The following is a 19,001-nucleotide window of genomic DNA, read 5'->3' on the forward strand; positions in this document are numbered from 1 at the left end:
GGTATTTCTTATGTTAATTAGACGTAAAGATGATACCAGAGGTAATTGTACTGTGGCTATGATGGGAATGCTTTCATTTCTTCTAATAACCAATTCAGAGCATCCTGCTCGTTATCTAAGGAAACACGTTTAAATTGACCCATTTGCTCAACCACCATCAGATCAATAAATTGTTTCTTAATCATCGATTCACAATAAATTTGAGCTGCACGCACAAGGTTATGATCAATACACCAGCTAACTAAATCAGTAATTACAGGGATAACATCAATAGCACATAAATCCCAATCCTCTAGGTAAACGAGGTGAGCCCATGGACGATCTGTTAGAGACTGGGCTTGTTGCTTAAAACGACTGGAAAACTCGAGTGCTGCCTCTTGATTCCAAGTCCCCAACAATTTGGCATACAAAATACCGTCTTTGACCCATAAATCGCTATCGCCATGAGGTTGGAAAATACGCTTCACAGACATCCTTTTAACACGCTCCCAATAACGTAATAGGTTTTTCTTACACGTAATTCAGCAGTGGTAAGCCTCGAACAAATTCACAGCCACATCATAAAAATTGTCAATTTTGCCAAAGTCGAGGCTAAGCAGTCGACAAATCCTATAGATAGTGCCTATAGTACAGATAATAGCCAAAAAACAACAAAATGGAGAATACGATGAAACTAGATGATGATATCCATAATTATTATGAACATCTGGTAATCGAACGCATTACAAAGCTAAATTTAGATAAAACCAAAGACGGTGATTTCCTTGCTGATTTATGTTGTTTAGCACTTAACCAAGTGCCGCCTCGATATATTCGATATGAAGTTGATATGGCATTTTATTTACCACAAAACGAACGTCAGCAAATGGAAATGAATGTGGTCGATGCTGTTGATAAAGCGCTAGCGTATTTAAATCAACACAGAGATAGATGACGGCATTGTGGGTGTGTGGTGGCAAGCACCTAGCCACACTCCGGCACATGAGTCACCCGCTACGGCTGCTCCCTTCCGGGCCTGACCGGGTTAACGAATTATCATTGCGGAGGGACCAGGCGCCTACCATAGAAGCGCGCTGCCTTCACAGCGGCGCGCATTATCCCTATTAATAGATGCTAATGCAACCAAGCATTGGCAAAAGTCATTAATTTAGGCGTTTTTGAAACGTTCTTCAGCGATGGTATTGGCAACAATATTGGTTGCCGCATTCTCACTCTCTGCACGTTCAAAAATATTGCTAAGGTTGTCACCTATTCGTTCAATATGTGCTTTCATCGCCGCCGCATTTGAATCAAAACGTTGATGATAGATATCAATCACCCCACCCGCGTTAATCACATAATCTGGCGCATATAAGATCTCTTTCTGGCGAACAACGTCTCCCATTGACTCTGTGCTCAACTGATTGTTAGCAGCGCCGGCAATAACCTTCGCCTTAATCTGTTCAATGCTTTGTGGATTGATAGTCGCGCCCATTGCACAAGGTGCCAACACATCAGCGTCAACGCCATTGATTTCGGTAGCTTCGACAACCGTTGCACCAAATTCACCTTGAGCTCGTTGGGTATTTTCGGGAAATATGTCTGCGACAATGAGTTTCGCACCCGATTCATGCAGGTGTTTGGCTAAACGATACCCCACATGACCAAGGCCCTGAATCGCTACCGTTAGGCCCTCTACACTGGAACCAAACTTATGTTTAACGGCTGCCTGTAAGCCAACAAATACACCATAGGCTGTCGACGGTGCCGGGTTGCCATCAGATGGCTCTCCTGTATATCGATATTTTGCATTGATGCCTGCAATGAACTCTGAGTTTTTCGCCATCGAGTGCAAATCATCAACACTGATGCCAGAATCTTCTGCAGTAAAATAGCTACCACCGAATGAATCAACAAAACGCCCCATTGATTCCATCATATCTGATGTCTTAATCTTGCGAGGGTCGCCAATAATAACCGACTTTCCACCACCTAGTTTTAATTCAGCCATGGCATTTTTATATGTCATCCCCTTTGATAAGCGCAACACGTCAGTTAGCGCTTCTGCACTGTCGGCATACGGCCACATGCGACATCCACCTAAGGCAGGTCCGAGATTGGTATTGTGCACCGCAATAATAGCTTTTAGCCCCGTTTTTTCATCGTGCCAAAACGCTACTTTTTCATGCTGATCAAATTCGCTATGCTCAAAAACGCTCACTGTAGAATACTCGTCGTTATTATTAGAATCCGCCATATTAATTGATCACGTTGAGGACGAACGTTGCCTTTTTCTGGGTTGCGATTAAATTGCATGAATAACAGTTGCAACCTGCCCTATCTTGGTAGGATACTTGTCCTATTATTTTTTGATATTGAAAATAGTCTTACGACATCGGTGAAAGGAAAGAGATGAAGCTTGATAAGTTTGATCGAGAGATCCTCCGCGTAATGCAACGAGATGCTACGGTTTCAATGGCTGACTTAAGTCAGCGAGTGGGGCTTTCCCATACACCGTGCTGGCGTCGTGTTAAACGCTTAGAAGCGGAAGGTATTATAAAAGGTAAAGTCACATTACTGGACGGTAAAAAGCTAAGTTTAGGGGTATCAGTGTTTATTTTTGTCACTCTTAAAAACCATGATGGTGAGTCATTGAATGATTTTGAAAAAGCGGTGCAAGGTATCGAAGAAATCGTTGAATGCCACACAACCAGCGGTGACAGAGACTATCTATTGAAAGTTATCGTAGAGAGTATCGAAGAGTATGAACAACTGCTCAAATCAAAACTAACGCATTTACCCTTAGTGGATCACCTAAGCTCAACATTTGCACTTAAACAAGTCAAAAACACAACAGAGCTACCGATTAAAAATCAATAACGGAGCACATGCTCCGTTATATAGCGTCGGGCTGGTTTTCTGGCTGTGCGCTAATGAAAGCGTCCAATTCCTGACAATTTTCGTAAATCGACATAATTAGCGGATACTTCGCCATATCCACTTTGAAACGAATGGCATTGTAAACTTGTGGAATTAACACAATATCAGCTAACGAAACGTCAAATCCAAAACAGTACTTGCCCGCTCTCGTCTGTAAACGCTTTTCTATTCCGTCAAACCCTTTTTCTATCCATTTTCGTGCCCACGCAGCCTTACCATCAGCATCACAGCCTAATGTTTCTATCTCATTTAAAACACGCAAATTAGCGAGTGGTTGAATGTCACACGCAATATCTTGGGCAATAGAACGAATACGCGCTCTATCTAGAGCATGCTCAGGTAAAAATTTGATGGGTTCAGGGTAGCGTTCGTCTATATATTCGATAATGCTCATCGACTGATTCAATGTGAAGTCTTCATCGTCGTCCACAAATGCAGGCACTAGTCCTGCAGGATTCAACTGTAAATATTCTTCGCTATATTGCTGTCCACCATCTTTCACTAGGTGAATGGGCGTATATTGGTATTCCAGTTGTTTTAAATTTAATGCGATTCTTAATCGATAAGTGGCAGATGACCGCCAGTAACCGTATACGTGTAAACTCATTTTATTCTCACTATTTATGCGGTCCGAAAATCCGCTTAACTACTTAGCGCTACTTCGACTAATACCATAATCACGCAACTTATTCGCAATCGCGGTATGACTTAAGCCTAACTTTTTAGCCAATTGACGCGTGCTTGGATAAAATGGATATAGACGCGTTAATAGCTGCTTTTCAAATCTTTTGACTTCTTGATCCAGGCTGCCTTCAAAGTTCTCATCAACGAAACTCATTTGTGTGGTCGAAGATGGCAACTGCAAATCATCCACTTGGATTTCGCTTTCTTCTCCCAGCGCCAATGCTCGGTGAAGCGTTTGTTCTAATTGTTGGACATTGCCAGGCCACGGATAGTTTAAGACAAAATCACTAGCGGCTTTGCTTAAACGCGCTCGCTTCCGTCCTAATGTCATACAATGCTGCTGAATGAATATATCAACTAAAGGTAAAATATCGGCCCTTCTCTCGCGCAGTGGTGGTAACACAATACTCGATGCCATTAGATAATTAACCAACTCTGGCAATGCTTTTCCTTGCTCTATAGCGCGATCCAAGTCATGACTGCTACACGCGATAAGCCTTACTTTTACTCGAGTTGGATGCTTGTCTTCCTCTGCAGTGAATTCGCCAGTCTTAACTAAGCGCAGTAACCGAATTTGAATATCGATTGAAATGTCGGTCAGTTCCTCCAGTATCAATGTACCTTCCTGAACGCGAGCAAATTGAGCCAAAACGCCGTGGCTAGAACCCAATAGCGATTGCGCTATTTCATCAGTGCTCACGCCCAATGTATTGAGAACATGAACCGGTGCTTCAGATTCGAACGATGCTTGATGTACTGCATTTGCTAAGGTCTTTTTTCCACTCCCAGGTTCACCGAGCAATAATAAAGGTAGCCCCGTTACGGCTAACTTCTGAGTAGTTTCTAACGTACGCTTCATCGCTTGAGATTGAGCAATTACGTGCTCAAACTGACGCGTTTTGGGGCGATTGAACGCACTGAGCTGTTCACCCAAACGTAATTCAGATTTAAGTAAAACGACTGCTCCTGCCAGTATTTTTTCTTCCTGAGAATCACTGATGAATATGGGTAAAATATCGGCTAAGTAGTCTTGATCGGCAAACTGCAACTTGTGAGCCTGTGCCAGCACATCTTTGCCATCAAGCCATTTATTAAAGTTGAACCCTTTTACAACTTCGCTGATTTCAGCCCCTAACAATTGTTCGTGAGAGGTTGATATACCTACTTCTACCGCATCGTTAATTTGCGTAATCAGCCCGCGCCTATCAATGGAGAACACCGGATCAGGCAGAGTTTGCAAAATGGCCCTTAGCTGGTGTTTTTCTCGTTCAACAGGCATAAAAGCTGTTGTCTTGACATCCGTAATCCCATCAATCCGTCGGATCTTAGGCATTAGGTGCTGGAAATCTTCAAACTCAATATTGGGGAAATTTAAAAAGATCTTACCGGCACGATCAATTTCGATACCACGCAAGTCAATCTTGTGCTCGACCAGTATGTCGAGCACATCTTGTGTTATCCCTAACCTGTCTTGGCAAGTTATTTCTAAACGCATAGAGTAGTTGTAAAGTTTTTTGTACATAATAGCATGCACAAATAGACTAGGTAATGTTTATTTTACACCTATGCGTTTAACCGCCTATTCCGTGAGACAAGCCTAAATCAGCTTGCCATAGCCTCTTTCGGCGGGAAAGTTGGGGCAAATAAACCGAGCTTTTTAGCTTCTTCAATCATGCCCATTATGTCTTGATCAGCCAATGCATCTAAATCATCCGCTTGCTCCAAGATATAATAGATTGGCTGCATAATATCGATACGATAGGGTGTTCTCAAAACGTCTATAGGATTGAAGGCTTTTCGCTCTGGTTTATCACTTTCAAGGGCATAAATAGTCTCACCAGGTGAGGATAAAATACCACCACCGTAAATACGCAAGCCCTTATCGGTTTTCATCAAACCAAACTCTACTGTGAACCAGTAAAGTCTAGCTAAAAACACGCGGTCTTCTTTACTCGCTTCTAGTCCTAACTTTCCATACACGTGAGTAAAGTGCGCAAATGCAGGGTTGGTCAATAGCGGACAATGCCCAAACAATTCATGAAAAATATCCGGCTCTTGCAGATAGTCAAACTCTTCGCGAGTACGGATAAACGTTGCAACTGGAAATTCTTTGTTAGCTAACAAGCGGAAAAATTCGCCAAACGGAATTAACGCCGGCACCTCAGCGGTTTTCCATCCCGTTGTTTCTTGAAGCACTTTATTCACATCGGGCAATTGCGGCACTTTGTGCTCATCCATGCCCAATAATTCCAAACCGCGCATGTACTGATCGCATGCTCTGCCATCTAATAACTTTACTTGTCGTGCATATAATTCAGACCAGATCTGATTTTCTTCATCTGTCCAGTCAATTATGCCGTTGGCATCAGACTGCTTAGATTGATATTTTGTTTGTTTCGCCATAATCACTAACACTTCGTAATTTGAAGCACATAGTTTAATCCTTTGTGTCCGGAACATCAGTCTTGAACCACATCTGGCATTCACGTCTTTGTAACAGTTTTTTTACACACAAAAAAACCACCTATAAAGGTGGCTTTTGTTTTTTAGTGTACGAGTAAGTCGCGAAACGTTTATAAGCGGCTCAATTCACGGTTCAACTGAAATTCCTTTGACGTCACGTACGATTCAATTTTGCGTAGGCGCTCTTCCGCGCTTCTGAATCGTTGTTGGATATCATAAAACGCCTGCTTTGGTGGTTCACCCGATTGCCAAACTCTTGCTTTCACTTCAATCGGCTTGCTTTCGCTATTAACCCAACCTTTGCCTGAGCCCATCACTTTTTTACCCATCTTATAGCCAGTGCTATATGCATCGCCACCCCGTGGCTTTTTATCCATGATGAACCAGCAAGCAATATAGGCTACGAAAATAAATGGACCGGCGAGTAAGAAGAAACTTGTAACCGTTAGTATCCGCACCAACCATATTTCTATACCGAAGTATTCCGCAATCCCTGCACACACACCCGCAATTTTGCCATTTGCTTCATCACGATAAAGTGTTCTATTCAGGTTCATGCTTTATCCCTCCACTGTGGGGCCTCTGTGTCTAAGATTGCTTCAAGCGTATTAATTCTGTCGCTCATTTGTTCTGCTTTATTAGCCAGGTCTTGCAATCTCATGTATTCCTCTTGGCTTAACCCTTGGTTTACCTGCTTCTTACTGCGGTAATGAAGAATCAACCAAATAGGTGCCACAAAGACAAGAAATAGTACTATCGGCGCAACTATTATTGCTAAAATTCCCTCGTCCATTATTTACTCCTCAATCAATCAACGCGTGTTTGCTTTACAACTAGACAGCTTATTTTTTACTTTTTGACTTAGACTGCAATTTCTTTTTCAAGGCTGCTAACTCATCGTCAACTTTACCGTCAGCTGCTAAATCAGCAAATTCGTCATTTAGCGTCTTTTTGCCCAAGTCATAAGCTTCAACTTGAGACTCTAAATCATCAATTTTGCGCTCATACTGCTCAAAACGGCCCATGGCAGAATCGACTTTGCCGCTATCAAGACTTTTCTTGACTTCCAAACGTGAAGACGCTGTCTTTTGACGCATGATAATCGTTTTTTGTCTCGCTTTAGCATCTGCCAATTTGTCTTGCAACTGCGCGGTTTCGTCTTGCAGTTTACTGATTTGCTCTTCAATAATGGCAAATTCCTTTTGTAGAGCTTCAGCCGCTTCTTGACACTTATTTTTCTCTTGAAGCGCTGCTCGCGCCAAGTCCTCACGTTCTTTATTGAGTGCTAACTCAGCCTTTGCTTCCCAATCCTGAGCTTCGGCTTGTAGCTTGCTAATCTGAGCACTTACTTCCTTTTTCGATGCAATGGTTTTAGCCGATGCTGAACGCACCTCAACCAATGTATCTTCCATTTCCTGAATAATCAGTCTAACCATTTTTTCAGGATCTTCTGCTTTATCCAGTAATGCGTTTATATTTGAATTCACAATGTCTGAGAAACGAGAGAAAATTCCCATGTCTATTACCTCTTGGTTAAAACTAAAATTATTGAACCTGCCAATACATATTCAATAAGGATGCCAATTAGCCATTGAGTGTAACCATCTGTTTTTTATGCATTTTAACTTATATCGTAAAAACACTGTCATTTCTCACGTAATCAATTACACTAACTGTTAGTGAAATTAACCAACCTCACTTAGACAATGAGTCGATTTAGCAAACAAGATAACTTATTAGGCCAAGCAAACGCCTTTTTAGAAGTACTCGAACAAATATCCCAAATAGCGCCCTTAAACAAACCTGTACTCGTCATCGGTGAGCGTGGTACCGGTAAAGAACTCGTCGCTGCGCGTCTGCACTTTCTCTCAAAAAGATGGGATCAGAATTATTTAAAGCTGAATTGTGCTGCATTGAGTGAAAGTTTACTTGAATCCGAATTGTTTGGATATGAAGCAGGAGCATTTACCGGCGCCACAAAACGTCGAGAAGGTCGCTTTGAAGTAGCCCATAACGGCACGTTATTTTTAGACGAGCTAGCCAATACATCAGGCATGATCCAAGAAAAGTTATTACGCGTGATCGAATACGGTGAGTTTGAACGCGTTGGTGGATCTCGCCCAGTAAAAGTAGACGTGCGCTTGATCGCAGCTACAAACGAGGACTTGCCCAGTTTAGCCGAAGGTGGAGAGTTTAGGGCTGACTTATTGGATCGGTTGGCCTTTGACGTTATTACCATTCCTCCGCTGCGCGAAAGACGCGAAGATATTTTAATGCTGGCTGAACACTTTGCCATTAATATGACGCGCGAATTGGAGCTTGAATTATTCAGTGGCTTTACCGAAAAGGCCAAGCGTACCCTCCTCGACTACGATTGGCCAGGCAATATTCGTGAACTAAAAAATGTAGTGGAGCGGGCAGTTTATAGAGCCAACAACCCTCATCTGCCGGTGCACGAAATCGTTTTAGATCCCTTCGAGTCGGTTTTCCGCCCCAAGAAACGTATCAAAACCTTGGATCGACAATCCAGTGCAGATGTCCCAGCCGCAACTTCAGCACCTGAGCCTATTACTCCCGCCGAGGAGAATGAAAATCATATTTCAACCATTTCGACTGGTGAGGTTGTAGACTACCCGATAGACTTAAAACAGCAGTCGCAGACGTTTGAAATTAATATGATCCAGCAAGCACTTAAAGATAGTCAGTTTAATCAAAAGAAAACAGCTGAAAAGCTGTCGCTGACATACCATCAGCTGCGAGGCTACTTAAAGAAATACAACTTGCTTGATTCAAACAGTGCTGTCGACAGTGAAGAAGATGCTTAATCGCTATATTGCATTGCCATTGCTGTTGCTGCTCAGTGGATGTAACCCACATAGTTCAACGCTTGGAACAAATAGCGGAGTAGTGTTTTGCTCAGAGAGCGACCCAACGACATTTAATCCGCAACTGGATACGTCAGGCACTACTGCAGATGCTACCGCTCACCAGATATACGACCGCTTGCTAGACTTCGATACCGACACAGGTAATCTTATGCCAGCGCTAGCCGATAGCTGGCTAATCAGTGACGACGGTTTAGTGTATACCTTTCAATTGCAACGAAACGTGCAGTTCCATGCCACTGAATACTTTACGCCAACACGCAGTTTTAATGCGAATGATGTTTTGTTTAGCATCAACCGTTGGCGACAACAAGAGCATCCGTTTCACTCTGTATCGGGCGGCCGTTACCCGTATTTTCAAAGCCTGGATTTGGCGGACAACATTGCCGATGTAAAACGGATCAACGGATACCGCGTTGAAATTCATTTACATAAGCCGGATTCTTCATTTTTAGCCAACTTAGCAACCGATTTTGCCGTTATTTTGTCAGAGGAATATGCCCTTCAGTTATTGCAAAGCGGCAACCCTGAGATGATTGACAAACAGCCAATTGGCACCGGTCCTTATCGTTTTGTCGCCTACCGTCCCAATCACTTTGTACGTTTTGAAAGCCATTCTGACTATTGGCGAGAATCTGTTTCAAACAAGCACTTGGTTTTTGATATCACGCCCAAGAGTGCTTTACGCTTGGCAAAGCTGATTACCGGTGAATGCGATATTTCAGTATTTCCAGCGCAAAGTGAGCTTGACACTATCAGGGAAAATGAAGAGCTTTCCCTACTGGAACGTCCGGGGTTGAACGTTGGCTTTTGGGCTTTCAATACGCAGAAACCCCCTTTTGATAATCCCAATGTCCGTCGCGCACTCGCAATGGCTATCGACAAGAACACCCTGTTAGATACGGTCTATTTTGGTAGCGCCAAACGCGCCACCAGTATCCTTCCCCCCACATCTTGGGCCTATCAAAGCAGTGCTGATGACATCAACTACAATCCAGTTCAAGCGGAACGTTTGTTGCGCGCTTCGGGTATTCAACCGGGCTTTAGAATGACGCTATGGGCCATGCCCGTTCAACGTGCGTACAATCCCAATGCAATGAAGATGGCCCGTCTGATGCAGTCGTATTTGGCTGACGTTGGTGTCAATGCCACTATCGTGAGTTACGACTGGACCACCTTCCGTAACAACCTTCAACAAGGTATGCACGATTCTGTACTGATTGGTTGGTCAGCAGACAACGTAGATCCAGATAACTTCTACCGTCCGTTATTGACCTGTAGCGCGATTCCAAGTGGAACTAATCGTGCCATGTGGTGTAACGAAGGTTACGACGATCTAATTGAACAAGCGCTTCTGGTGAACGACAACGATCGCCGCAAACAGCTCTATGCTCAAGCCAATCGAATGTTGTATGAAGAAATGCCACTCATGCCTATTGCTCATGCTTTCAGATATCAAGCGCAAAGACGCAGTATTGAAAACGTGACCATCAATACATTTGGTGGTGTTAGATTGGGGGCGGTCGTTAAAAACAATGATTAAGATCCTGTTACGTTACCTCAATCTATTAGTCATAACCTTGTTAGTATTGACTGTGTTTTCATTTGGCCTCGCGTTTTTGTTTCCGGGCGACCCGTACACCAATTTAACAGGGTTGACCGATACTGCAGGTAAACAGGCATTTCATGCATTGAGTGCTTTTGACGCGTTCAAACAATACATTGGCGCCGTTGTTGATGGGCAATGGGGCCAAAGTTCAATGACCGGGCAACCGCTGTATGAAGAAATAACCAAAACCCTACCTGCAACACTGGAGTTAAGCCTATATGCGCTGTTATTGGCGCTTTTCGTTGGATTACCGTGTGGTTTTTGGGCAGGCCTGAAGCCTCACAAGAGTGTCGACTATTCGGTGCTCGGGGTCAGTGCCGTGATGTATTCTTTCCCTGTATTCTGGCTCGCCATGTTATTTGTTCTGGTGTTCAGTTTAGAATTGGGTTTACTTCCGATGTCAGGGCGGATCAATCTGTTAATGGACGTGCCAGAGAACACTGGGTTTATCCTGCTGGATATTTATTTGGCGGAGGATATTGATCGCTCAGTCGCATTTAGTAATGCACTTAAGCACCTCGTTCTGCCAACGGTATCAGTATCCATTATCACTATGGCTACAATCATTCGTGCCGTTAGGCGATCCACGCTAGAGGTTATGCGCAAACCCTACATCATCGCGGCGCAATCAAGAGGCTTAAGCAACACGCAGATTTTCCTCAAACACGGTTTTCGTAATGCGTTGTTACCGATATTGCCCATTTTAGCTATGCAGGTCACAACGATCATTACCAACGTTATGATCGTCGAATCAATATTCTCGTGGCCAGGTATCGGCAATTGGCTTTTGCAGGCGATTTACCAGCAAGATTACCCCGCGATTCGAGCAGGAATGCTAGCTGTAGCCGGTGCTGTTGTAATGGTTACTATATTTATTGAATTGCTGAATCGCATGATTGATCCAAGCAGGGAGAAGTTTGAACGTGTCACGATTTGACCTTTATCAAGACGAGCCACACCCCTCTCCCTGGCAGCAAACGTGGCGAGAGTTCAAGGACAGTCATGTCGCCATGACGGGTGTTCTGATGCTTGGACTATTCGCGCTAATCGCTGTCATTGGTCCGCTCATTACCCCTTATGATCCCCTGTTACAAAATACGGATACGACGCTAATTCCTCCTTCGTGGGATCCCAGTGGTACTGTACGGTACATCTTGGGCACCGATGCATTAGGGCGTGATTTGTTTTCTCGTTTGATCCATGGCGCACAAGTCACCTTTGGAACCAGTGTCATGCTAGTTCTCGTTGCGATGTTAATTGGTGTCGCAATAGGCGTAATGGCGGGCATGAGTGATGGTGTAAGAGCGAGCGTTATCAATCACCTTCTTGACGCTTTGATGGTGATCCCTACATTACTGCTTGCCATTATCATTGTTGCGATCTTAGGCACAGGCTTGGTCAATAGCATGTGGGCCATTACGTTAGCCTTGATACCACATTTCGTGCACCACACTCGCAATACTGTGCGCGAGCTAATGAAAAAAGAATTCATTATCGCAACTAAGCTCGATGGCGCGAGCAAAACGCATATTTTTTTCTATTCACTGTTACCTAACATGATTGAGATGCTAGTTGTACAGGGCACTATTGCGTTATCCATTGCAGTTCTCGATATCAGTGCATTGGGCTTTCTAAATCTGGGCGCACAAGGCTCAACAATTGAACTCGGCGCAATGCTCGCAGAAAGCTTGAATGTTGTTTATATTGCCCCTTGGAACATTGCACTCCCCGGATTGACAATATTCTTAATGGTTTTTTCCATTAATGTTGTCGGTGACGGCTTACGCGCAGCTTTGAATCGACGGTTGAGACACTAATGCCATTACTCGACATCAAAAACCTAACGCTCGACATCGATACCGAGAACGGTTGGATAAAAGCACTGGATAAAGTCAATTTGACCGTCAAAGATGGTGAAATACAAGCGTTGGTGGGCGAATCTGGTTCGGGCAAAAGCCTGATTGTGAGGGCTATCTCTGGCGGACTGCCGCAGCAAATGCGCTTAACCGCTGACCGCCTTACTTGGCGGGGTGATAACCTTCTTGCGATGACCAGCGCAGAACGACGGGAAATCATGCGACGCGACATTGCTGTAGTATACCAAGACCCACTTGCTACGTTAGACCCCACCGTTTCGCTAGGTGAGCAACTTGAAGAGAGTGTGCCGCATGAATTTGTTGGGAGTGGATGGTTCTGGCAAAAGGCACAGCAACGTCGCAAAATTGCGATACAATTGGTACACAAAGTCGGCATTAAAGATCATGTTAGCGTTTTGCGTGCATACCCGCACCAAATCACCAACGATATTGGTCAGAAATTTATGATTGCCATGGCTCTTGTGTCACAGCCCGCTCTATTAATTGCCGATGATCCTACGCGGGGAATGGAAGCGACAACTAAAACCCAGATACTGAAGTTATTTAAACGACTGAACCAAACCAAAGGCTTAAGTATTCTGTTTGTTGGACATGATTTACTCGCCATTTCTAGCATGGCTGACTCGATGACGGTGTTATACAGCGGGCAAACCGTAGAATCAGGCCCTTTAAAGCATTTACAGAAACGGCCTTTGCACCCGTACACCAAAGCACTCTTAGACAGTGCGCCGAGCTTTCGAGCCGACTTGGCCCCAAAATCTCCCTTGGTTACGTTACCTGGAACCATTCCAACACTGCAGCATTTGCCAATTGGTTGCCGTCTAGGCCCGCGCTGTAGCCGTGCTCAGAAGACCTGTGTTCAAACGCCGAATGTGCGTAAAATTCATGACCATGAATACAGTTGTCATTTTCCTTTGCATACGAAAATAACATGAATACATTACTCTCCGCGCGCGCACTGACGTTTAACCCCAAACGACGCTCCTTTTTTGAGCGCGACTCTGGCAAAGCGTTCGTATTAGGCCCTATCGACTTATCAATAGAGCGCGCCGAAACCGTAGCGATCATTGGCGGAAACCGTTCAGGTAAATCTGTTTTAGCGAAATTATTATGTGGTGCTTTAGCGCCAACATCTGGTGAGATTGTCTTCCATCAAGACCCCTCTCAAAGTGAGGGAAGTATGAGCGGAAAAGAGCAACAGCAATGGCAAAACAGCCAGGTTCGCATGATATTTCAACGCAGCTCTGAATCACTTAACCCCGCGCTTACGATTGGGGGTATTCTGCAAGAGCCCCTAAAATTAAACACTCAATTGTCAGCGGCTGAAATCGATGAGCGTATTGAACAAACATTGATCCAAGTTGGGTTATTACGTGAACACTACTTTTTTTATCCGCATATGCTGTCTGATGGACAACAACAACGCGTAGCAATGGCCAGAGCGCTCATCTTGAATCCTAGCATTATCGTAGCGGATGAACCCTTTGCAGCGCTTGATCCCTCTGTACGCTCACAAACAGTCAACATGATCCTGCGATTACAACGTGAGCTAGGTTTATCGTTCGTTTTCATCAGCCATAACCTTGGCATCGTTAGACATATCGCCGATAGAATGATCGTATTAGAAAATGGGCAAATTGTAGAATCAGGAAAAACGGATACGCTTTTTCGCTGGCCAAAGCACGACGTAACCAAGAAATTGATATCTGCTCACCAATCATTACTGCCTCAGTCTCAACGTCAAAAATAACCCCTATCTAATTGATAAAAGCTGTTTACGTTCTAATTAGAGAACGATGCAGCTAATTTACCTCAAAGTAAACTGAACATTTCTCACTGAACACGTTTAATAGAAGAGATGCCCTCCCCTTTTAACGTCATACATCACAAAATCATGTGAATACTTGCATATAACAGGGGGTACAACATCAAGCGTTTGGCGTTTGGCGTTTGGCGTTTGGCGTTTGGCGTTTGGCGTTTGGCGTTTGGCGTTTGGCGTTTGGCGTTTGGCGTTTGGCGTTTGGCGTTTGGCGTTTGGCGTTTGGCGTTTGGCGTTTGGCGTTTGCACACAGTGTAATTCGACCATTTTAGATAACAATTTTATTCTAGCCTAAATACACTATGTGCAATTCCATTTTGCTTAACGCTGAGGGTGTTTTATTGCTTAGCCGTTAGCAAGCCTGCTTCGAGTATGGATGCCTCTCCATCCTTCAACAAACTAACGTTATGACGCTGATCGACCAAACAAACCACTCTGGATAGGTTTGATTCTTCAACCTTTAAAACGATCCTTACACTGGCTCCCAGTCCATCATGCCAACTAAGTCGACTTACTGGTCGGTGCCATTCCACGCGATTGTTGATAGCTACAATGGCTTCCTCACCATAAGTTTCAACCGCAGCCTGTGAACATAACGTTACTGCGCTCTGTTTAAGCTGTGTTTGGCTAATTTTTGACTGCGCCCAAGTTGGTAACGAAGTTAATAAAAGTAATCCGGTAATACCTAAAATGCCCAAACGATTCATGACGCCTCCTTGTTGGCTATATTGAGTTTCATTTTGGAACCTTGATTATTGGTTGCAAAATGGAACCTGTCAAGTATTCTTATAAAATAATATTTTTATACGGTAAGTTTTGTATGCGTTGGGAAGACATCAGTGAGCAAACCTGCTCCATTGCAAAAGCTTCTTCTGTCTTTGGTGATCGATGGACACTACTCATCGTTCGTCAATTGTTTTTGGGCCTTAGACGCTTCTCGGATATACAGAAATCATTGGGCATTACGAAGCACCGACTGACCGATCGCTTGAATCGTTTAATTGAAGAGGGATTAGTGTTTAAGCATCTCTATGATGATAAATACAATCGCTTTGATTACCGCTTAACGGAAAAAGGACTCGACCTATATCCAGTGCTTATCACGCTGGCTCAATGGGGCGACAAATGGATGTGTGATGGCGATGGGATCCCGATGCAATATGAACATCAAGAATGCGGCAATATGATGACACCAACGCTGTGTTGCTCTTGTTGCAATAAACCTTTAAATCTTAACAATATGAAACTAAAAGTGGGGCCCGGAATTGCAGCCAAACATGCTCGCGGAGACATGAGTGAAGGTGACCAAATGTTGTATAAGCGATTGATTAATGAAGAAGGTTAAACACCCATAAACGTTATCGCTAAAGCACATTTGAGCGCGAGGAGTTACGGTATAAATTTTTCCCATAATCCCTGCTGAATCTATTGGGAGAACACATTAAATGGAAAGTCTATTAATTTGATTGTGAGGGATAAAGCCTACCCCTCACTTATATGCTAAGTAATGCAAGGGTATCTTTACCCCACTAAAGATAACAAGATCCCAGCGGCCACCGCGGAGCCGAGCACGCCAGCAACGTTGGGGCCCATTGCATGCATCAGCAGGAAATTATGCGGATTCGACTCTAACCCCACTTTATTGACTACGCGAGCGGCCATGGGAACAGCGCTAACACCTGCTGCACCGATCAATGGGTTGATAGAGCCACCGCTCAACTTACTCATGACTTTCGCCATCAACACACCTGCAGCCGTGCCAATTCCAAATGCAATTGCACCAAGCGCTAAGATACCCAGCGTTTCAACCGTAAGAAATTTATCAGCAGACAACTTAGAGCCCACCGCTAGACCTAGGAAAATAGTAACAATATTGATCAGCTCATTGCGTGCCGTATTGCTTAAACGATCCACTACTCCACATTCACGAAGTAGGTTCCCAAAACAAAACATACCGACTAAAGGGGTTGCTGTAGGCAGAAACAAAATTGTTAACAACAATACCGCCAATGGAAACAATATCTTTTCGCGCTGAGACACAACCCGCAATTGTTCCATCTTTATGGCACGCTCTTCAGGACTCGTCAGAGCCTTCATAATGGGTGGCTGAATAATCGGTACTAGTGCCATGTATGAATAGGCTGCAACCGCTATAGCACCGAGTAGATCAGGTGCTAATCTGGATGCCAGAAAGATTGCTGTAGGCCCATCAGCACCACCAATGATGGCTATCGCGGCTGCGTCTTTCAGGGTGAACTCAAAACCGGGAACGGCGTTCAGAGCAATTGCGCCAAACAACGTTGCAAATATACCAAATTGGGCTGCTGCTCCTAGCAGCAACATTCTCGGGTTGGCAATCAATGCACCAAAGTCTGTCATGGCCCCAACGCCCATGAAGATCAGGAGTGGGAATACGCCAGTTTCAATACCGACCTCATAAATATAATGCAGTAGGCCACCCGCCTCTGAGAATCCCGCTAACGGAATATTTGTGAGTAAAGCACCGAAACCAATGGGTACAAGTAGCAAGGGTTCAAATTTTCTGACGATCGCAAGGTATAGCAACAGTAAGCCAACCACCATCATAACCACTTGTCCAAGCGAAAAATGGGGAAGTGCTGTGCTTTGCCATAAGATCAATAATTTATCCATAACTACATCACTATTAACGTTTGACCAGACTGAACCGTATCGCCTTCAGATATGGATATGAGTGACACTACGCCCGATATTGCACTTCTAACTTCAGTTTCCATTTTCATGGCTTCTAGAATGACAACAACGTCTCCCTCGTTAACCTGTTCACCGGGTTTTACTAATATCTTTAAAATATTGCCTGACAAAGGCGCGTTTACAGATTGACCTTCAGATGACGTAGCGAGAGGCGTTTGCGATGCTGCTGGAGCAGCCACTTTAACATCTTGTAACTCACCACTTGACGCAACGGCAACATGATATAGGGTGCCGTTTACATTCACATCATATGTCGCAGATTGATCTTTTGGCGAAGCGGTAGCTTGTGCAGTTGAATGCGCTGCAGCAGGCTCCTCTTTACTTGGCGCCGGTTCAAAAGCATCTTTGTTGCCTCGATTTTTAAGAAACTTCAACCCAACTTGTGGAAACAATGCGTACGTCAAGGTGTCATCCACAATCTCTTGAGCAAGACTAAAGGATTCTTCATTTGCTAATTGCTCAAGTTCTGACTGTAAATTACTCAGCTCAGGCGGAATATGATCTGCAGGACGGTCTGTAATCGGTTCAGCCCCCTCGAGGACGCGAGACTGTAATGCATTATTGACTGGTGCAGGTGTTGCACCATATTCTCCTTTGAGAACGCCTGCTGTTTCTTTGCTAATGCCTTTGTAGCGCTCGCCGGACAGTACGTTCATTACAGCTTGAGTACCCACAATCTGCGAAGTCGGCGTTACCAGTGGGATATAGCCTAAATCTTCTCTTACACGCGGAATTTCAGCTAAAACATCGGCAAATTTATCCTCTGCTCCCTGCTCTTTAAGCTGACTTTCCATATTCGTTAGCATACCGCCGGGCACTTGTGCCGATAAAATACGCGCATCAACCCCTTTAAGGCTGCCTTCAAACTTCGCATACTTTGCTCTGACCTCGCGGAAGTAATCAGCAATAGGCGCCAATGTGTCTAATGATATGCCGGTGTCTCTTTCGCTGTCTTGAAGAATAGCGACTATGGTTTCAGTCGCAGTATGGCCATAGGTCATACTCATAGGGGATATCGCAGTATCCAGCATATCAATGCCAGCATCGATTGCCTTCTGATAAGTTGCTGTACTTAGCCCCGTCGTAGCATGACACTGCATGGCGATTGGCACATCGACTGTTTGTTTGAGCTTTAAGATCAAGGTTTCACACTCATAAGGCTTTAGTAGACCCGCCATATCTTTAATACAAATGGAATGGACCCCTAAATCCTCAAGTGCTTTTGCCATGTCCAGCCACATGTCGAGGGTGTGCACCGGGCTAACGGTATAAGAAATTGTGCCTTGGGCATGTGCCCCGATATCAACGGCCGTCTTAATCGCCGTTTTTAAATTCCGCACATCATTCATGGCATCGAATATACGAAACACATCCACACCATTTTGATGCGCGCGCTCAACAAATTTAGCGACAACATCATCAGCATAGTGTCGATAACCTAGAAGGTTTTGCCCGCGTAACAACATCTGTTGACGCGTATTCGGCATAGCCGCTTTCAGCGCTCTAATACGCTCCCAGGGATCTTCTCCTAAATATCGAATACACGCATCAAACGTAGCCCCGCCCCACGATTCAACCGACCAATACCCTGCTTTATCGAGCTGTTCAGCAATAGGTAACATATCCTCTATTCGCATCCGTGTAGCCAATAATGACTGATGAGCATCTCTGAGCACCAACTCAGTTAACGCTAATGGCTTGCGCATAAAAACTCCTTGGAATTAATCTTTAGATTGTCGGTATTGATGGATAGCAGCACTAATAGCAGCAATCACCGCTTGCTCAGGTTTATCGACAGGTTGGGTAGACTTCGAGGCGCTTGTTGTTTGCTCTGTCTGCCCAGGGAATTGAGCGACAAAACGCTTGAGCCCACCCATAGCCAGGATCAACAAGGTTAAAAACGCAAACACGAAAAGCATGCCCACGCCCATTAAAACAGCGGCTTCAGCCAATTGAGAAGAAACGGAAGAAACGGCTTGCATGACAAATCCTTAGCGCGTGTTTTACCCGAC

Annotated in this window: 22 protein-coding genes and 1 other RNA gene; 9 read left to right on the plus strand and 14 right to left on the minus strand. The window is 44.3% G+C overall.

The genetic code is table 11. The annotated features are described in order from the left end of the window. Positions 1–56: 56 nt before the first annotated feature. Complete coding sequence (locus CSH93_RS04940; protein ID WP_124748936.1) at positions 57–467, minus strand: hypothetical protein; 411 nt, start codon at positions 465–467, stop codon at positions 57–59. 200 nt (positions 468–667) lie between these two features. On the opposite strand from CSH93_RS04940, the gene CSH93_RS04945 reads away from it, so the two are divergent. Beyond that, on the plus strand, positions 668–934 hold the full coding sequence (locus tag CSH93_RS04945; RefSeq protein WP_100642070.1) for a late competence development ComFB family protein: 267 nt from the start codon (positions 668–670) through the stop codon (positions 932–934). A gap of 24 nt (positions 935–958) precedes the next feature. Here the strand turns inward: CSH93_RS04945 and ffs are convergent. After that, positions 959–1,055: signal recognition particle sRNA small type (ffs, locus tag CSH93_RS04950), an RNA gene on the minus strand. Between the two features lie 92 nt (positions 1,056–1,147). Next, entirely contained in the window at positions 1,148–2,200 is a 1,053-nt protein-coding gene (locus CSH93_RS04955; RefSeq protein WP_100642349.1) for a Glu/Leu/Phe/Val dehydrogenase dimerization domain-containing protein, read from the minus strand. A 191-nt stretch (positions 2,201–2,391) separates the two neighbouring features. On the opposite strand from CSH93_RS04955, the gene CSH93_RS04960 reads away from it, so the two are divergent. Further along, the gene (locus CSH93_RS04960; protein WP_100642071.1) at positions 2,392–2,859 is read left to right on the plus strand and encodes an Lrp/AsnC family transcriptional regulator; all 468 of its coding nucleotides are present in this window, start codon (positions 2,392–2,394) and stop codon (positions 2,857–2,859) included. Between the two features lie 16 nt (positions 2,860–2,875). On the opposite strand, the gene maiA is transcribed toward CSH93_RS04960, so the two are convergent. The 6 genes from maiA to pspA all read right to left on the minus strand — a co-directional run bounded on the left by maiA (position 2,876) and on the right by pspA (position 7,583). After that, positions 2,876–3,526: a maleylacetoacetate isomerase gene (maiA, locus tag CSH93_RS04965; protein ID WP_100642072.1), complete on the minus strand. Its 651-nt coding sequence runs from the start codon at positions 3,524–3,526 to the stop codon at positions 2,876–2,878. Between the two features lie 39 nt (positions 3,527–3,565). Continuing rightward, entirely contained in the window at positions 3,566–5,098 is a 1,533-nt protein-coding gene (locus tag CSH93_RS04970) for a TyrR/PhhR family helix-turn-helix DNA-binding protein (protein WP_100642350.1), read from the minus strand. A gap of 107 nt (positions 5,099–5,205) precedes the next feature. Then, positions 5,206–6,006, minus strand: coding sequence for a phenylalanine 4-monooxygenase (gene phhA / locus CSH93_RS04975; RefSeq protein ID WP_100642351.1), 801 nt, complete (start codon positions 6,004–6,006; stop codon positions 5,206–5,208). 170 nt (positions 6,007–6,176) lie between these two features. Continuing rightward, complete coding sequence (pspC, locus tag CSH93_RS04980; RefSeq protein ID WP_100642073.1) at positions 6,177–6,623, minus strand: envelope stress response membrane protein PspC; 447 nt, start codon at positions 6,621–6,623, stop codon at positions 6,177–6,179. Beyond that, a complete protein-coding gene (gene pspB, locus CSH93_RS04985; RefSeq protein ID WP_100642074.1) occupies positions 6,620–6,859 on the minus strand; it encodes an envelope stress response membrane protein PspB in 240 nt (79 codons plus the stop codon). Before pspB ends, pspC begins: the two co-directional genes overlap by 4 nt. A 49-nt stretch (positions 6,860–6,908) precedes the next feature. Next, entirely contained in the window at positions 6,909–7,583 is a 675-nt protein-coding gene (pspA, locus tag CSH93_RS04990) for a phage shock protein PspA (RefSeq protein WP_100642075.1), read from the minus strand. Between the two features lie 189 nt (positions 7,584–7,772). Here pspA and pspF point away from each other — a divergent pair, with 189 nt between their 5' ends. From pspF to CSH93_RS05020, 6 genes are read left to right on the plus strand one after another with little or no spacing between them, the layout of a single operon-like run. Then, complete coding sequence (pspF, locus tag CSH93_RS04995; RefSeq protein WP_100642076.1) at positions 7,773–8,891, plus strand: phage shock protein operon transcriptional activator; 1,119 nt, start codon at positions 7,773–7,775, stop codon at positions 8,889–8,891. Continuing rightward, positions 8,884–10,494, plus strand: a complete 1,611-nt coding sequence (locus CSH93_RS05000) for an ABC transporter substrate-binding protein (protein WP_100642077.1) — start codon at positions 8,884–8,886, stop codon at positions 10,492–10,494. The genes pspF and CSH93_RS05000 overlap by 8 nt, the downstream gene beginning before the upstream one ends. Further along, positions 10,487–11,497 carry an ABC transporter permease subunit gene (locus tag CSH93_RS05005; RefSeq protein ID WP_100642078.1) on the plus strand — a complete coding sequence of 337 codons (1,011 nt, stop codon included), beginning with the start codon at positions 10,487–10,489 and terminating at the stop codon, positions 11,495–11,497. The genes CSH93_RS05000 and CSH93_RS05005 overlap by 8 nt, the downstream gene beginning before the upstream one ends. Continuing rightward, complete coding sequence (locus tag CSH93_RS05010) at positions 11,484–12,377, plus strand: ABC transporter permease subunit (protein ID WP_100642079.1); 894 nt, start codon at positions 11,484–11,486, stop codon at positions 12,375–12,377. The genes CSH93_RS05005 and CSH93_RS05010 overlap by 14 nt, the downstream gene beginning before the upstream one ends. Then, positions 12,377–13,372: an oligopeptide/dipeptide ABC transporter ATP-binding protein gene (locus CSH93_RS05015; RefSeq protein WP_100642080.1), complete on the plus strand. Its 996-nt coding sequence runs from the start codon at positions 12,377–12,379 to the stop codon at positions 13,370–13,372. The genes CSH93_RS05010 and CSH93_RS05015 overlap by 1 nt, the downstream gene beginning before the upstream one ends. Further along, a complete protein-coding gene (locus tag CSH93_RS05020; protein ID WP_100642081.1) occupies positions 13,369–14,187 on the plus strand; it encodes an ATP-binding cassette domain-containing protein in 819 nt (272 codons plus the stop codon). Before CSH93_RS05015 ends, CSH93_RS05020 begins: the two co-directional genes overlap by 4 nt. A gap of 96 nt (positions 14,188–14,283) precedes the next feature. On the opposite strand, the gene CSH93_RS17820 is transcribed toward CSH93_RS05020, so the two are convergent. Both CSH93_RS17820 and CSH93_RS05025 read right to left on the minus strand, forming a co-directional pair. Beyond that, positions 14,284–14,523, minus strand: coding sequence for a hypothetical protein (locus CSH93_RS17820; protein ID WP_124748937.1), 240 nt, complete (start codon positions 14,521–14,523; stop codon positions 14,284–14,286). A gap of 71 nt (positions 14,524–14,594) precedes the next feature. Further along, entirely contained in the window at positions 14,595–14,963 is a 369-nt protein-coding gene (locus tag CSH93_RS05025; protein WP_100642082.1) for a hypothetical protein, read from the minus strand. A 113-nt stretch (positions 14,964–15,076) separates the two neighbouring features. Between CSH93_RS05025 and CSH93_RS05030 the strand changes: the two genes are divergently transcribed. Beyond that, complete coding sequence (locus CSH93_RS05030) at positions 15,077–15,601, plus strand: winged helix-turn-helix transcriptional regulator (RefSeq protein ID WP_100642083.1); 525 nt, start codon at positions 15,077–15,079, stop codon at positions 15,599–15,601. A gap of 176 nt (positions 15,602–15,777) precedes the next feature. Here the strand turns inward: CSH93_RS05030 and CSH93_RS05035 are convergent, their stop codons facing one another. From CSH93_RS05035 to CSH93_RS05045, 3 genes are read right to left on the minus strand one after another with little or no spacing between them, the layout of a single operon-like run. Beyond that, on the minus strand, positions 15,778–16,908 hold the full coding sequence (locus CSH93_RS05035) for a sodium ion-translocating decarboxylase subunit beta (RefSeq protein WP_100642084.1): 1,131 nt from the start codon (positions 16,906–16,908) through the stop codon (positions 15,778–15,780). Positions 16,909–16,910: 2 nt separating this feature from the next. Next, complete coding sequence (gene oadA / locus CSH93_RS05040; RefSeq protein ID WP_100642085.1) at positions 16,911–18,695, minus strand: sodium-extruding oxaloacetate decarboxylase subunit alpha; 1,785 nt, start codon at positions 18,693–18,695, stop codon at positions 16,911–16,913. 15 nt (positions 18,696–18,710) lie between these two features. Then, positions 18,711–18,971: an OadG family protein gene (locus CSH93_RS05045; RefSeq protein ID WP_100642086.1), complete on the minus strand. Its 261-nt coding sequence runs from the start codon at positions 18,969–18,971 to the stop codon at positions 18,711–18,713. Between the last annotated feature and the right edge of the window lie 30 nt (positions 18,972–19,001).

This window comes from Neoalteromonas facilis, from assembly GCF_002807665.1.
GTDB classification, from domain to species: Bacteria; Pseudomonadota; Gammaproteobacteria; order Enterobacterales; family Alteromonadaceae; genus Alteromonas_E; species Alteromonas_E facilis.